The sequence below is a fragment of the Natronococcus sp. JC468 genome, assembly GCF_012163165.1.
Taxonomy (GTDB): domain Archaea; phylum Halobacteriota; class Halobacteria; order Halobacteriales; family Natrialbaceae; genus Natronococcus; species Natronococcus jeotgali.
The window spans coordinates 1-13,452 of record NZ_JAAVUO010000062.1 but is presented as its reverse complement, the minus strand read 5'-3'; the positions used below and the strand labels follow the sequence as shown (position 1 = coordinate 13,452).

The following is a 13,452-nucleotide window of genomic DNA, read 5'->3' as shown; positions in this document are numbered from 1 at the left end:
TCTCGAGTCATAGAGTGGGATCTCCTCGGTTCGAGCGTGGGGTATGTAGGGCGGGTACAAGCAGGCGTTTGGGCAGTTCTGAGGCAGTAGACAAGTTAAAATGCAATGCAGAAACAACCCGATCTGATCGTCGTCTTGTGGTTTCATTCCACATTGTGTTACATTGTATTCCAATTTTGTCTAGCAACTAGAAAGTTACGCCGCATTCTAATAGCTAATATAGACATACCAATGGGCAGTAGTCCGGTGGACATGCCAGAGAGAGTACTAGTCCACCAACTCAATTTAGTACATTATGGAAACCCCTCGCTGGCCGGAACGAGGCCGGTCGCTCGCTGTCGCTGCGCTCCCTGCATTCCGGGCTTGCGCTCGCTTCGCTGCGCGTTCCGGGCATCTGCCCATCCGGCACTCGGGGTATGCTTGACCGCATATTAGGAAAGAAACCTAAGAGATCTCACCAAGGAACGAGTCCATTTAGCCAAGGCCAGAAGCGATCAGATGGTAATGTAGCACACGCAGGTGCGTCGATTACTAATGAAAATATGAAAGTGGCAAACCAAATCCCGACTAAGAGCACTATAATGCCCTTAGTATAGGTTCCAATATAATTCCTAATAAAAGGCATCCGTGACAGGAGAACTGCACCGATGATCATAGAGAACACAAGTAGCCAAATTCCGATCTCAGCTGTAATGAAAATACCTTCAAAAAACCTATATATTAGATTACCACAGGTTCCGAGTTTTGCTGAGATTCCAGCGAAAATGACGGTAGTAACTATACCTGTTCCTATTGCTAATGCTCCTGCTAGATCTTCTTGAGTTTTGCTCACAGCAGCTAATTATAGTTAATAGAAGGTAAATCGTATGAAATCAATAACTCAGGTAGAGAGTTAACGAGAGTACCGGTATTACCAATGCGTGCAGGTGCAGCAAAGGTGACTCACACCTGTTGTGAGCGGAAACGAAAACGACGGTTCCGAATTAGTGTTAGATAGAACAACACTAATTCTGTATTCAAGAGGTTCCTTCCTACAGCTACAGCTAGTGTAGGAGGCAACGTCGGCCGGAAGAGCCGACGACCAGAGACATTTGTTTAGGTGACCTGAGAGATTTACCCTCTCGGGTAGTGGTTCAGCAGTTGTCTCACACCTCCGCGGCTGTGTTGTTGGTCACAACAGGTGTGATCCCACCAGAGACCGTCCCCTCCTCGAGGAGATCAAGATGATGGTAGCGTGTCTCAAGTAATCCTTCGGCAGTCTCGATATCCATTGTGAGGAGTTCCTTTGGATCCTGCTTGGGACCGACACGCCGTCTCTTGAGTTCAACGTCGGTCGATCCAATCTCCTTCAGGGAGTTCCAGACGCGTTTGAGTGTTTGGGCATGCGGGCGCTTTCCAAGGATTGCGGTGAGTCCCTCGCGGAGATCATCACGTGTGAAGAAAACCCCGCTGCCGTCCGTTCGTTTGGTTGCGAACTCTTCCCAGCGTTTAGCAACGGCGATTGCTCTCCAGGTATTCTGTTTGTTCTGCTCATCGACGAACCGCTGTTTGACATTATGCTGGCGGCAATTCGCGAAGAAATCGAGTGGACTACTCGAAGGTTCAACGCCTCCAGGTAGCGCCTCAGCATCTTCGCGATCGAAGGCGGTTTCACCAGTCTCGGCAATAGACTTCGCCTGCTCAGCGGTCGAGGTTGCGCTCTTGGCGATCTCCTTGGCCTCGTCGGCAGTTTCCGTGACCTCGTCAACTTTTTCGTCGAGTTCGTTCATCCGGCTGGCGATTTCTTGGCGGTTGCGTTGGCCTCGGCTCTGTTCTTGCTCAACGTCTTCAAGGCGAGATTCCAGCTGCTCGATCGTCTTCGCTTGCTTTTGGAGCACGCACCACATTTGCTCGCGGCTCGGGATCTCAGTAGTACTGTCCTCGGTGTCGCCGTCTGTGAGATCATCCTGAACTCTCTCGTCGAATCCGAGAGTGGTCGCGATGTCCTGTTCATCGGGGGCTTCAGCGTCAATTTTGCTTGGGTCTTTTCCAATCGTCATCGTATCGTAGTCTCTGGTTGCGATTAGTCGGCTCTCGATGCCTGGGATAGAGTAGCCTCTCACCAGCCGGCAGAATCTCGAGAGTGAGATAGCAGCCGCTGATCGGGAGGCGAAGTTTTATGCCGATCTGGGTCGCAGAATTAGGTGACCAAACCTAGGGGGCGAACCGACGCCCCCTTTTCTTGCGACCCACACCGGTTAGCGGTGGGTGTGTTTCTCTTATCTTGTTGGTTACTCGTTGTTTGTGACCTCACTTAAATTTGGTAGTCCTGTCTGACGCTGATTGTCCACCACTCCTTTGATACTGAACCTTGAATTAGCGTTATTGAAGACGCCGTTTTCGCTGTACTTGGTACTTATAACGGCTACTAGTTGAGCCTATGTCACAATGGTAGAGAGTATCCCGGAGTCAAATACTCTGCTCGACCCCCATCCAATGTGTCGACCATAAGCATACCCTCCCAAGATGAATCCAATGACTTTCTCTTAGTATACGCCAGCCGTGGAGCCTCAGAACCCCTTGGACACTTCACATACAACGTCTTCTTTTCAGAATAGGCTTCTTCGTAATCCTCACCCGATTCGTTCAAGAAATCTCTGATGACTCTCGTAATCTCGTTATCATCCATAGTATCCAATTCAACCTGCCCACGCCTGATATAATATACGGGACACGATAATACAGCTACAGTAGATCTGGGTTCCCGCGAGACAGCAATCACGACCGACCACTAGGAATTTGCGCAGATCCATTCAGACAATATTCGTATGAATACATCATATAAGCGGGTACTTGTCTGCTTACAGGCTGTAAACGGTTATCGTTCTTTAGGTATCAAGCTCGTTCTTACCCGCCGACGGACGGATATAGGGATCGTCGCCTCAAACAGATCCAGTATAGGGCTGTTCATAATGCTGTGTATTGGCCGGTGATTACCTGAGATCGGTGTGATGGTGAGGTTCGTTGAGCGTCCCAACAGCGGTACTGTGCGGATCTCTCATCTCTATTCACCCTACGCGCCAAGGCGGTGAGAATCGCGGTAGATATTATCTATAGACTGGCCGGGTGATGTCGATGGGCTGCCAACCTCACAATCACTCAATGAAGTTGGACTCCTGGGTGACTACTGTCGGTTACGCTGAGCGCCTCCCCGACTGTACCGTGGGCAACCGTGGTATCGATTTCAGCTGTTTCGGCCGTATCTCATTGTGTCTAAACGGCGTCGCCGGCTGCACCCAAACGAGAACCTTCTCGAATGGAGTACTGCGTTCACTCACCAGCGACTTGGTGGATCTTCTCCGTTGTCGTCGAGGTATTTTTCTGCTGCTTTCCAACTGGTCAACTGCACTGTCCCTCGTCCTTTCCGCCGAACTGGTGCTTCTCTATCCGCAACCATGTCGTCTAGAACACGTTTGACATCGCCACGCTCGTGGACCGCGAAGCCCCACCCAGCGATGGTCTGCGGCTGGCAGTGGCGTTTGTCAAGAACCCCTTTGGACATCATTCGTTTTGTGATTCGTACCGCCATTTCGACGTCCCCGTCAGAGACAGACATTTAGTAGAACGTCACCGTCTTAGCATTTGGACTATGTATAAATAAGTGTTACGCTGAGGTAACGGACTAGTTCATTCTAATTAACACTCAAGTTTACCCGTTACACATCTGTGCTTCTCATCGTAAACACTATTACGGGTGCATGCATACTAGCGAGTAAGCACCGAGACACGAACAGTTGCATACCAGCTAACCAGGGTACGCAACCCAGAACAATCAAAAATCGGCGATAGAGCGCTCCAACTATCGCCTAATTCGCAGCCGTGTCACCAGCTGCAGGTGAGCGGCTAGCATATCCGCATGTGGTGGAGTACACAACCATGAGCACAATTGAAAACGACCCTGACCTAGAAAATAGCGATGCATACGCAGAAGGAACCGTCCTTCCCAAACTCCTTGGGAATGATCCTAAGGTCATGATATTGGCATCGTTCCTTGCAGATCCCGATCCAGATTTCGATTACACCGTAACAGAGATCGCCGAATTGGCTGGTGTCAGTCGAAACACTGTCTATCGACACATCGATGATCTGTGTGAGATCGGTGTAATTAAGAAAACTAGGGAAAGTGGTGGAAGTCCTCGTTACAAGTTCGACAAGGAAAACCCTGCTGCCAAGCGGCTTGCTCAGCTTGAGTGGGACTTAATGCGGCACTTGTATGCTGACGACTGATTGGCTGAAGCGGACTGAGAAGTTGGGTTGAAGTCGATCTCTCGATGTCGGATAGATAGAGGGTCAGACCTATGCGTTATGTGCAAGAGACGACTTACTGATCATTGAGTTCGAACAACCGCTGATCTTCCAACTACCGTGGGATTAGATGGCTATAGATTTGGTCTGTAGTTTGTCTATTGGCGTGACGTAGTCGTAGTTGTACATCCTCGAGCCGACCACCGTTGATCTGAATAATTCGATAGGCCACAGAGTGCCGAAGCGTGTGCGGAGTAACATCCGCCGGCTTTCCTGTACCACCACCTGCGAGCAGCGGCCGCACGTTCGCTTCTACAGCGAGTTTTTCTATGAGCCGCTGTAGGGACCGTGTTGTGATTCGGCCGCTTGAGCGGGTAGGAAAGAGAGCTGTAGTGTTCTTCCATCGGTCCCGAAGATACCGACGGAGTAGTCGAACCGTTTCAGACTTGAGCTCGAGAGTCGCTGGCGGTGGTGAACCTTTCTGGATAGCACTTGGGAGATAGACGTTTCCGTTTTCGAGATCTAGGTGAGTCACGTCGAGAGCGCACAGTTCGCCGGCGCGAAGGCCAGCATCATAGAGCAGTGCGACGATCGCCTCATTCCGATCCTGAAGATAAGATGCGACGGCATCAGATAGGCAGACGTCTCGAAGCCGTTCAACCTGAGCTGGCTTGAGCCACGTTTGAGCGCGGCTGTACTCATCAAAGTACTCAACGTCGGAATTGCTTGGCATGGGTTCTGTGGGTGACATGGTTCTTAAGCAAGCGTAGTGAATCGGTCGGTCAACGTCGGAGTTTGCTACAAACTCCGACGCTCGCCGGACGCCGTGTCACACCTCGAAGGATGAGAATATTATTGTACGTCAGATGTTCTGGGTATATCCCTATTGCCACGGTACAACTGGCTTGACCGGACCCACAAGCTGCGCAGCAATAGGTTTATCTCGGCGGGTTTCGTATGCAGATGTATGAGTTCCGACCGGAAACGAAACGACCGCGGGGAATACGTCGAGACCGTGACCCCCGAGGGGGTCCTCGAGGTCATGCGACGATCACCCGATCCGATCGTCACCGCGAAAGAGGTCGGTGAGGCGCTCGAGAGAACGTCTGAAGCCGCTCGTCAGAAGCTTCTCAAACTCCAAGACGAGGGTATCGTCGCTCGCAGGAAGGTCGGCGCCGGTGCGGTCGTATGGTGGATCGTCGATGCTGACCGGGAGGGGCCGGTCGATGAATTTGATCCGTCCGATCCATTGTTCACTGACCCTGCGACGTTCTCGAGCGGCGAGACCGATGTATCGGCGAACACCGACGCATACCTTGCCGACGCGATCGCGGGTGAGAGCGACGACGAATGACCGACGGTCCCGGCACGACACCAGTGTTTGTGGATACGAGCGCGTGGTACGCAATCTTCGACGAGGACGATGCCCGCCACGCTCGAGCAACAGCTGTCTGCGAGGCGATCCTCGCTGGGGATCTCATGTACCGGCCGATCTACACGACAAGCCACGTGCTCGGAGAGCTGGCGACGCTCCTCCTACGGAATAGTCACGACGCCGCCTTGAGGGCGCTTCAGCAGATACGCTCCTCGCCGAACGTGACGGTGATTCACGCGGACCGGGTAGCTTTCGATGCCGCTGTAACAGAGTTCGATCGATACGACGATCAGGAAATTTCTCTTGTCGATCACCTCACTGGTGTCCTGGCCGATGAGCGCAATATCGATTGCATCTTTGCCTTTGATGGCGACTTTCGAACCCTCGGTTTCACCGTCGTGCCTGAAGATACTGGCAAGCCGTGATGTGAGGACCGCCCGTACTCCACCTCTACTCGTTCTACTAGAAGCCGCGATTGCGCAGTTGTCCCAGAGAGGTTTCGATGCCCCCTCCGTCATTAACTCGCTACGTTGTGTTGCTAGCGGAGATGGGAATCGGCGACTCGGTCCAATCGCATGCTCGGGTACGGCCGATACGGGACATTGTCTTTCTCCAACTGTTCGAGCGGGATCTCCTCTTCCCGCTGATCCCAGTTTGGCATGTACTCGTCAAACTCCTCAAGAAGCACGACGATCACGACGTCGTCCTCCGGTGGGCAGGCCGGGTTCTGATCGGCTAGCGTCCCGCCGTTGACCTCCCACTGGTTCGCGACCTTCTGCGGGAGATTCACTACGACCCTATCTTCTGGGTCGGCTGGTACCTCGTCGTACACGATGTCGCCGTACATGAAGTCGTCTTCTTCGTCGTACACGGCACGATCGATGCCGCCCGGCGTCGCTCGATCTTGTTCGGGATTGGTCCATACGCTCTCTTCGTCTGCTTCTTCTGGCGGGGTCTGGCCGCCGCCTCCTTTTCTTGGCATTGTTAGTCACCTGCGATTGGCTTGAAGAACTGCCTGAGTTCAGTCTGGGAATCGTTGGCCGCTCGGAGTCGTTTCTCGATACTGCTGTGCAGTAGATCTCGGCTGAACTCGCCGTCGACCTTTGTTTCCTTGAGGAGCGCGCTCTTCCCGGAGAAACCACACACTTCGGAGGGCAGATATTCGAGGTGCGTCGGGCCGATTCGTCCGTTGACGTAGACCTCGACGTCGAGGACCTCGACGACTCGGTTCACGTCCTTCGCGAGTTCGTACTTTGATCGGTAGCCGGTCGCGTCGAATCCAACCGGTCCGCCCATCAGATCGACGAGTGGCCGATTGCGCTCCAGATGCCACGACTTCCAGCCGAGTATCGTGGGGCGGAGTTCAAGGTCAGCACCGACCTCTTCGAATCGCCGGAAGAGGTACTCCTGAGCCTCGATGGAACGCATGATCTGCTTCCGGTTCTGGCGGGCCGTCATCGCTTCGTAAGTCCATCGATCGCCGAGGTAGGCGATGTCGACATAGTCTTCAAGTTCCATGAGGCGGACGAATACATCGTCTGGATCTCGCTCAAGGAGTTTGTCACCGTCCTCCCATTCAGTGAGGATGAGGCGCTGGTCCGGTCCGATGAGTTCGCTAATTTGGTCGCGATTGTTCAGCAACCAGTGTGAGTCGCTGTACTTGATCTGGAGGGCCGGCACGCGCTCATGCGCGCAAAACAGCTCGCGCTCGTTCTGGTTAAAGGGATCTATCTTTACCACGAGGTCAGGGTCGGAGAAGTCTGTCGGCATGTTCGATCTCGCTCGAGTGCGTTTCGTTGTTTCTGAGGCACTCATACAGACATACTATCCCCACTGACATAATCTTGTGGGATTATTTTTCTATAAGGTGGTGGGAATTTACTATAGAGTTGTTTCGACACGGTAGTTGTGGATTTTGGTCGCAATAGATGAGCCTATAACGAAGGTGTTTACAATAGCCCCTCAAGAGTGAAGGATATGAGTGACCGGGTTCATTTCATTCCCGTCGGCTTCGACTTCGAACGGCTAATATTCCCAATATCGAAGGGAGAGTTGGACGCGGATCGCGTTGTTCTTATTACCAACAGGGATCCTGAAGACTCGGAAGAGACGTCCACAAGCACGGCAGCGCAGCTCGCGATCAACATGTCGGATCGGCTGGAAACATCGTTCGACATGATCGATATCGAGGCCCGGGTAGAATCGATAGATCGGGAGACGTTGTATGATTACGAGACGCTCTACACAATGGCCTATAGAATGTTTCTGGATGAACTGGAGGCGGGCAATGAGGTCTTCGTCAATATTTCGTCAATGCCCCGTACGACCGCGTTCGCCTTTGCCACGGCGGCGGATTCACTGATCGCAGAGGACCACGAGGGGTTGGACGGGCTCCGCAATCGGCTTCACACCTACTATGTGGCACCCGAGGATTACCTCGTTCTCGAGATGCTGGAGACTCTTGAGGATGAGGCGGAGTTCCTCAACGAGCTAAAGGAGTATGAGGATATTCGGGTTCACGGCCACTACGAGAAGGTCAAAGATCTCCTCAAGCGAGTTTACAGTAGCGGTGTTACGGAGGGCGCTCGTGACCTCAACGGGCAGATGCATGTGGAGTTTCCGTCCTCTCCGGGGAGCGATGTCAAGGACTTTGAGGCGACCATTCTGAAATTCCTGATCGATCGTGGAGCGTTCCAGTCTACTTCCGAGCTTGCGGAGCAGTTGGCAGAGGAGACTGAGGAGGAATACGACGAATCGTTCCGGAGCCGAGTGCAGTACAACGTCGGCAAGCTCGAGGGTAAGGGATACGTCAACCGCGAAGAGGCAGGGAACCGGCTGGAGACATCACTATCGACGATGGGGCGCATGTGGGCGAAGACGCACTAAACAAGTGAGAAGTGGAAACAGTCTCTTCATATGATTTAACACACTTGAGTACCTCCCTCAGAATGTAATGAGAGAACCAGGTGACGATTTTGATGATGTTGAGTTCGCTGAACAGGAAGTCCACGAGATTATCCAGGATGGTTACGAAGAGGAGCTCGAAGAGATCGTCCATTTCTATCATGCTGAGCAGATCCGGAATCTTGCCAAGGAGATGGGCCGTATTGCAGACGCGCTAGAAGCCCAAAACGAATAATCGCTCTTGGGGTTAGTCGGACTCGGCTGGCGCGCCGAGGACCCACCACTTCGTCGTCTCCACACCGGGCCAATTCCCGCTGCCGGCGCACGCGCTGGATCTCGCACTCCTCCTCGACGTAACGAACCGGCTCTGCTTCTTGTTCAACAGATATCGGGTAGCTGGTGCGCTGGTGCACCGCGGTGGTGTACAGTCGAACCATCAGGTAATCATATAGGTGTGTCAGTGCATGGTGTAGATGCGCACATGAGCGAGCGCTTTACGATTACTGTGCCAGAGGACGTCTCAGACGAGATCCCGTTCGATGAGTTCGACAGCAAGAGCGGTGCGATCGTGCACCACGTCGAGAAAGGGTTGGAGGCAGACGCGCTTGAAGATGAGATAGCGTCGCTCGAGGCCGAGCGAGACGACCTCCGCCGACAGCTCCGCGAGGTCAACCGTAGGAACGACGACGTAGAGGAGCTGGTCGAGTACATCGACGAAGAGCGACGTCTGCAAAGGCGGCGCGAGGAGCGAAGGGACGCTCCTGTGTGGCGTCGAGCTAAATGGTGGATGTTCGGCCGTTCAGAGGAATAGACGCCGAGTCCCTCTCGGGTTTAGTCGTCGGCGCTCGCGGTGGTGTCGCTGCTTTCGTCGGCACTCTCTGAGGCGTCGGGACCTTCTTCGTCAGCGCTCTCCGAGACGTCGGTATCCTCCTCGTCGGCGGTGACGAGGCTGATACCGAGCTCGTCGGCGTGAGAATCGGCGTGGACGCCGAAGTACACCTTCCTAACGCCGAGTGAATGGCCTTTTTCGGTGGCGATTTCGGACACGATGAAGTTTCGGAGTTCCTCGACCGATGGCTTGCTCCTTGCTTCGCTGAGTCGGTCGTCGGCGTACCGCTTCACGATCCTGAGCAGTTTCGGTCGACTGTTGCTCAGGACTTCTATGCCCTCGTGGGGCATCGGGTGTCCGATCACAAGATCACCTCGGAATTTCTGCATCCAGCCTTCTCTGTGGAGTCGGTTGCAGACCTCCCGAACGTAGTCCGGCTCCGAGTCAATCGCATCGGCGATCTCGAAGGGCCGGTGGGCCTCGTTCGTGACGTTCGCGAACTTGAGGCATCGGACAGCAACGGGTTCGTCGGGGTCTGGTGTGTACGTCATTTGTTGGTAGGCTCGGCTGCCGCAGTTGGCTGTCGCGCTTTGCTGTCTCGATCGGTTATCGGGTCCGGCCGCGTCGTATCGTGTATCACTGTTGTGAGGTAGCCATTTGACCGAGAACCAAACACGTAAGACAACGCTTGGCCTATCACCAGCCAAGCGGAACCTGCTTGGTCGTCGGAGGGGGAACCCCTGCATGACTGAGCAGGGGAAGCTGGATCATCTGAGTGTGCTCTGCTTTGTAGGAAGGGGCTGAGCGCACCAGATTTCTCATCATCCGTCGAATTGGGCAGAGGGACCTGTATTGCTTAACAGGGGGTAGACATTCCATCCACTTAAAACTACGCGTACGCGCGCGTAGAAGTAAGTGTAACGTTGCAATCGGCGAGCTGTTCGGTAACCGCTGCTAGAGCGCTCAGAATGGGATACATCTGTACCCCAACCTTCGCCCAAAGGTTGATGTGGAGATGCCACTTTTATATACCCGAAACTTGGCACTCGCGAGTCATAGGTGAATTGGGACTACATGAACTGGTGAAGCTGTAGAGACGAGTACTCTACATCAGCTTCCAGGAGTTGCTGATCGAAGTCTGCGGGCCTGAGCTTCGGCTTCAGAAGACAGAGAAATAGTTAAGCGAGCGGAAGGCCCAAGCTGGGTCGTCACATGAATGAGGTGGTGACTCACCGGTGTGCCGGCCGAAGAGTGAGCTTCAGGCCGTTATTCTCCGCGGTTTAACGTGGGGTTCGAGCGGCGTGGATCGTCTTGTAGGTTATCGTCGATTTGTTCATCCTCCATCACCCGGTCGTCGCCGGTCCAGGCATCATTTCGGCTGTCGAATTCGGGAGCAACATCGCTACTTTCGACCTCAAGCATCGGAACGTAAGCATGAACCCATCCTTTCGACTGTCGGCAGATTACAGCCTCGCCGGGTTCAAACTGTGTAAATTCTCCTTTCGCGAAGTCATGTTGCTCCTCAAGCTTTGTCTCCTCAGATCCGAAGAAACCAACATCCGGTCGTTCCCGGTGAGTAAACTCCTCGAAATGCGTCCCGATTCTCGAACGGGCGAACTCAACACTATCCGAATCAGCGACCCGCAAAATCACTGCAGTCGTCATGCCGGAAAGAAGAGCCCTTCCTCGTTCTTTGCTGTAGGTATCATACAACTGTGCCACCGACTGGAGCGTAATAATCGCCTGACAGCCGCGGCCGCGGCCGACGTTAATCAGTTCGCTGAGGCGGTCAATCGTTACATCTAGGTGCTCGATTTCGTCAAGGAGGAAGTACGCACTCCGATCAGGAACGTCCATGCCATGTTTAATCGCTTCGTCGATCAGGAAAGCGAACAGTGGAGCAATGGTTGACGCCTGCCGATTCGGGTAGTCAAGTACGAGGATCCGTCCCTGGGGATTGGCCATATACTCCCGGATCGAGAAAGCACCATCACGACCGAAGTCACCAACGAGGAGATCGGAGACCTGCTGTTGAGCAGTCGAATAAACACCGCTGGCCTGCCGGCCAGCATTGGGATCAATCGCCGAGGCCGCGGCTGTCAAATCCTCATGGCCGTCACTCGAGAGATCCTCGTACATTGTCTCGGCGTCAGTCCGCTCCCAATAGCGCTTGAGATCCGCGTTCGTTGGATTCTCGACTTCGCGGAAGATGTACTTCACCGTCGCCGCGAACAGTTGGCGGCCAGCATTAGTGAAGAACTGATCGCCGTCGTCACCAGGGAAGATCCCGCGAGCAATCTCATCGACATCACTTTCGTCCTCAAGCTCCGCAAACAGGTTCCATTTGTAGTCGCTCGCGTCGGCAGAGATTCGAATGATATCAGCACCACGGGCCTCAAGCATATCCTGGTAATCCTCTTTCATGTCGAAGACAACAGTCGGCTCAGTAGGGTTCGTGCGGAGCTGTTCAACGATATGTTTGAGGAATTCTGACTTCCCGGCACCACTGGTCCCAATCGCGAGCAGCGAGCGACGGGGAATTTGAACAGCATTCGAGAATATCGAGACGTCGTCGGCACGACCGCCGCGATATTCAATAGGGATCGCAAAGTTGTCGGCAGTGGGTTCGACTGTCCGGAACAGATCACCGATATCGGTGAGCATGGACACATACAGCGGGATATTCCGCCCGATACGGATCACGAGCAGTGCCGGGATGCCAAACAGAATAGTCAACGAGATAATCCAGGAGCTGACGGCTAAGCCGAAGATGAACAGCACAAACAGGACACTAACGAAAGCAATCGGTGGGAGTAGCCGACTTTTCTCTCGGAGTGTATGGGTGGATTCGTAGTAGACCCCCTCAAGCGAGAGCGCGAGTTCGTTGATAGTCGGACTGTGATCCCGAAACATGAAAGTAGCAAACACCGCGCCGGTAGCAAGTTCGAGGAGACCAACCACAACAGCGCCTAAACTCATCGGAACAGTCCCTCCTCATTCTCCGCGTCTCGGTCACGGTGTCTTTGCTCAGCTTCGAGCTGTCGTTCTTGTTGGGAGTCACGGCTGTTCTCCCGAGATCGATGCTTGTACCGGTCGTTTTCGACCATCCGCTCATTAGCGTTCTCGCGGACGGCATCGATATCTTGTTTGTCCATATATAGATCGGTCTTTTCGCCAGTCATTGCAATGTGAGCGTGTGGGTGCTCGGTGTCACGATGAACTGTGTAGGCGAAGGTCGCGCTTGGGCGCTCCTTGACGAAGTCTTCCATCGTTCGGCGTGTTTCTCGAGCGAGTTCGTCATTCGAGAGCTGATCACCGTTCTCTGGGGAGATGATCATGTGGCGCTCAAATTGGTGCTGTTCACTTTTTTCGATGAATCGTTGCTTTCGCTGATCACTCATTTCTCGGCCAGTGCGGTCGTACAACGGCGTATCCCCCTCTCGGGAAATGTACTTCATGAGGTCGCCAGCGCCGCTCTCTTGATAATCAGTACTGTAGTACGTCGTCACTGGTCGTCACCTCGGAGACGATTCTCGAGGTTTCCGGTAGTATCATCGTCTCTCTGATGGTCGGTCTCATTGCGATCATCAGAGTCAGACGGCGCAGGGATCCCCTCAAGTGGATCGTGTTGGTTGAACGGGACGCGGAGTTTTCGCGATGCGCGAGAGAACTCCTCGTCAATCCAGGGTTCGGGTACTCTGAATTGCCGTTGTAACAACCGGAAGTTGACGAGAGGGTATGTCCCCGCCCGCGCGTGAATGTCTCGTATGTCCTCAGCCGTCTCTTCGAGAGTATCAGTAGCCTCTGCGATCATGGCCTCAATCCGCTCCTCGGCGTTGAGTTCGGTTGCAGCCTTGTCGAGTTCCTCAGCCTGGCGTTGTTTTTGGATGAGCTTGTAGAGGTAACTCGAGAGAGTTTCGTCGGCGGCGTCAGCCTCGGCCTGTAGTTGTTTCTTCTCGGATTCAGTGACATAGAGTGAGATGGGCTGATCTCGAGTCATAGAGTGGGATCTCCTCGGTTCGAGCGTGGGGTATGTAGGGCGGGTACAAGCAGGCGTTTG

General features: G+C 53.7%; 15 protein-coding genes. 6 read left to right on the top strand and 9 right to left on the bottom strand.

The features are described 5' to 3' along the window. Positions 1-454 precede the first annotated feature (454 nt). Both GWG54_RS19375 and GWG54_RS19370 read right to left on the bottom strand, forming a co-directional pair. Positions 455-832, bottom strand: a complete 378-nt coding sequence (locus GWG54_RS19375; protein ID WP_167939290.1) for a hypothetical protein — start codon at positions 830-832, stop codon at positions 455-457. 313 nt (positions 833-1,145) lie between these two features. Continuing rightward, entirely contained in the window at positions 1,146-2,039 is an 894-nt protein-coding gene (locus tag GWG54_RS19370) for an alanine-zipper protein (RefSeq protein ID WP_167939289.1), read from the bottom strand. 1,876 nt (positions 2,040-3,915) lie between these two features. On the opposite strand from GWG54_RS19370, the gene GWG54_RS19365 reads away from it, so the two are divergent. Beyond that, positions 3,916-4,266: a winged helix-turn-helix domain-containing protein gene (locus GWG54_RS19365; protein WP_167939288.1), complete on the top strand. Its 351-nt coding sequence runs from the start codon at positions 3,916-3,918 to the stop codon at positions 4,264-4,266. A gap of 133 nt (positions 4,267-4,399) precedes the next feature. On the opposite strand, the gene GWG54_RS19360 is transcribed toward GWG54_RS19365, so the two are convergent. Next, complete coding sequence (locus tag GWG54_RS19360) at positions 4,400-5,017, bottom strand: site-specific integrase (protein ID WP_167939295.1); 618 nt, start codon at positions 5,015-5,017, stop codon at positions 4,400-4,402. Between the two features lie 153 nt (positions 5,018-5,170). Here GWG54_RS19360 and GWG54_RS19355 point away from each other — a divergent pair, with 153 nt between their 5' ends. Further along, the gene (locus GWG54_RS19355) at positions 5,171-5,638 is read left to right on the top strand and encodes a hypothetical protein (RefSeq protein ID WP_245242881.1); all 468 of its coding nucleotides are present in this window, start codon (positions 5,171-5,173) and stop codon (positions 5,636-5,638) included. Next, positions 5,635-6,084 (top strand): type II toxin-antitoxin system VapC family toxin, encoded by a 450-nt coding sequence (locus tag GWG54_RS19350; protein ID WP_167939287.1) that lies wholly within the window; start codon positions 5,635-5,637, stop codon positions 6,082-6,084. Before GWG54_RS19355 ends, GWG54_RS19350 begins: the two co-directional genes overlap by 4 nt. A gap of 113 nt (positions 6,085-6,197) precedes the next feature. Here GWG54_RS19350 and GWG54_RS19345 read toward each other — a convergent pair whose 3' ends face one another. Beyond that, a complete protein-coding gene (locus tag GWG54_RS19345; RefSeq protein WP_245242880.1) occupies positions 6,198-6,641 on the bottom strand; it encodes a hypothetical protein in 444 nt (147 codons plus the stop codon). Positions 6,642-6,643: 2 nt separating this feature from the next. Further along, positions 6,644-7,429, bottom strand: a complete 786-nt coding sequence (locus GWG54_RS19340) for a hypothetical protein (protein ID WP_167939286.1) — start codon at positions 7,427-7,429, stop codon at positions 6,644-6,646. Between the two features lie 207 nt (positions 7,430-7,636). Here GWG54_RS19340 and GWG54_RS19335 point away from each other — a divergent pair, with 207 nt between their 5' ends. The 3 genes from GWG54_RS19335 to GWG54_RS19325 all read left to right on the top strand — a co-directional run bounded on the left by GWG54_RS19335 (position 7,637) and on the right by GWG54_RS19325 (position 9,374). Beyond that, complete coding sequence (locus GWG54_RS19335) at positions 7,637-8,545, top strand: DUF6293 family protein (RefSeq protein WP_167939285.1); 909 nt, start codon at positions 7,637-7,639, stop codon at positions 8,543-8,545. Positions 8,546-8,612: 67 nt separating this feature from the next. Further along, positions 8,613-8,798, top strand: coding sequence for a hypothetical protein (locus tag GWG54_RS19330; protein WP_167939284.1), 186 nt, complete (start codon positions 8,613-8,615; stop codon positions 8,796-8,798). 246 nt (positions 8,799-9,044) lie between these two features. Next, positions 9,045-9,374, top strand: a complete 330-nt coding sequence (locus GWG54_RS19325) for a hypothetical protein (protein ID WP_245242879.1) — start codon at positions 9,045-9,047, stop codon at positions 9,372-9,374. Positions 9,375-9,394: 20 nt separating this feature from the next. On the opposite strand, the gene GWG54_RS19320 is transcribed toward GWG54_RS19325, so the two are convergent. The 4 genes from GWG54_RS19320 to GWG54_RS19305 all read right to left on the bottom strand — a co-directional run bounded on the left by GWG54_RS19320 (position 9,395) and on the right by GWG54_RS19305 (position 13,392). Next, positions 9,395-9,943 (bottom strand): hypothetical protein, encoded by a 549-nt coding sequence (locus GWG54_RS19320; RefSeq protein ID WP_167939283.1) that lies wholly within the window; start codon positions 9,941-9,943, stop codon positions 9,395-9,397. Between the two features lie 715 nt (positions 9,944-10,658). Beyond that, complete coding sequence (locus tag GWG54_RS19315) at positions 10,659-12,371, bottom strand: type IV secretory system conjugative DNA transfer family protein (RefSeq protein ID WP_209438538.1); 1,713 nt, start codon at positions 12,369-12,371, stop codon at positions 10,659-10,661. Beyond that, positions 12,368-12,901 (bottom strand): relaxase/mobilization nuclease domain-containing protein, encoded by a 534-nt coding sequence (locus GWG54_RS19310; RefSeq protein ID WP_167939282.1) that lies wholly within the window; start codon positions 12,899-12,901, stop codon positions 12,368-12,370. The genes GWG54_RS19315 and GWG54_RS19310 overlap by 4 nt, the downstream gene beginning before the upstream one ends. Beyond that, positions 12,898-13,392 (bottom strand): hypothetical protein, encoded by a 495-nt coding sequence (locus GWG54_RS19305; protein ID WP_167939281.1) that lies wholly within the window; start codon positions 13,390-13,392, stop codon positions 12,898-12,900. Before GWG54_RS19305 ends, GWG54_RS19310 begins: the two co-directional genes overlap by 4 nt. Between the last annotated feature and the right edge of the window lie 60 nt (positions 13,393-13,452).

Bases quoted from the DNA above. Each gene is read 5' to 3' on its own strand.
- GWG54_RS19370 (WP_167939289.1), bottom strand. From the start codon at position 2,039: ATGACGATTGGAAAAGACCCAAGCAAAATTGACGCTGAAGCCCCCGAT.
- GWG54_RS19340 (WP_167939286.1), bottom strand. From the start codon at position 7,429: ATGCCGACAGACTTCTCCGACCCTGACCTCGTGGTAAAGATAGATCCC.
- GWG54_RS19345 (WP_245242880.1), bottom strand. From the start codon at position 6,641: ATGCCAAGAAAAGGAGGCGGCGGCCAGACCCCGCCAGAAGAAGCAGAC.
- GWG54_RS19360 (WP_167939295.1), bottom strand. From the start codon at position 5,017: ATGCCAAGCAATTCCGACGTTGAGTACTTTGATGAGTACAGCCGCGCT.
- GWG54_RS19320 (WP_167939283.1), bottom strand. From the start codon at position 9,943: ATGACGTACACACCAGACCCCGACGAACCCGTTGCTGTCCGATGCCTC.
- GWG54_RS19305 (WP_167939281.1), bottom strand. From the start codon at position 13,392: ATGACTCGAGATCAGCCCATCTCACTCTATGTCACTGAATCCGAGAAG.
- GWG54_RS19325 (WP_245242879.1), top strand. From the start codon at position 9,045: ATGAGCGAGCGCTTTACGATTACTGTGCCAGAGGACGTCTCAGACGAG.
- GWG54_RS19350 (WP_167939287.1), top strand. From the start codon at position 5,635: ATGACCGACGGTCCCGGCACGACACCAGTGTTTGTGGATACGAGCGCG.
- GWG54_RS19335 (WP_167939285.1), top strand. From the start codon at position 7,637: ATGAGTGACCGGGTTCATTTCATTCCCGTCGGCTTCGACTTCGAACGG.
- GWG54_RS19365 (WP_167939288.1), top strand. From the start codon at position 3,916: ATGAGCACAATTGAAAACGACCCTGACCTAGAAAATAGCGATGCATAC.
- GWG54_RS19330 (WP_167939284.1), top strand. From the start codon at position 8,613: ATGAGAGAACCAGGTGACGATTTTGATGATGTTGAGTTCGCTGAACAG.
- GWG54_RS19315 (WP_209438538.1), bottom strand. From the start codon at position 12,371: ATGAGTTTAGGCGCTGTTGTGGTTGGTCTCCTCGAACTTGCTACCGGC.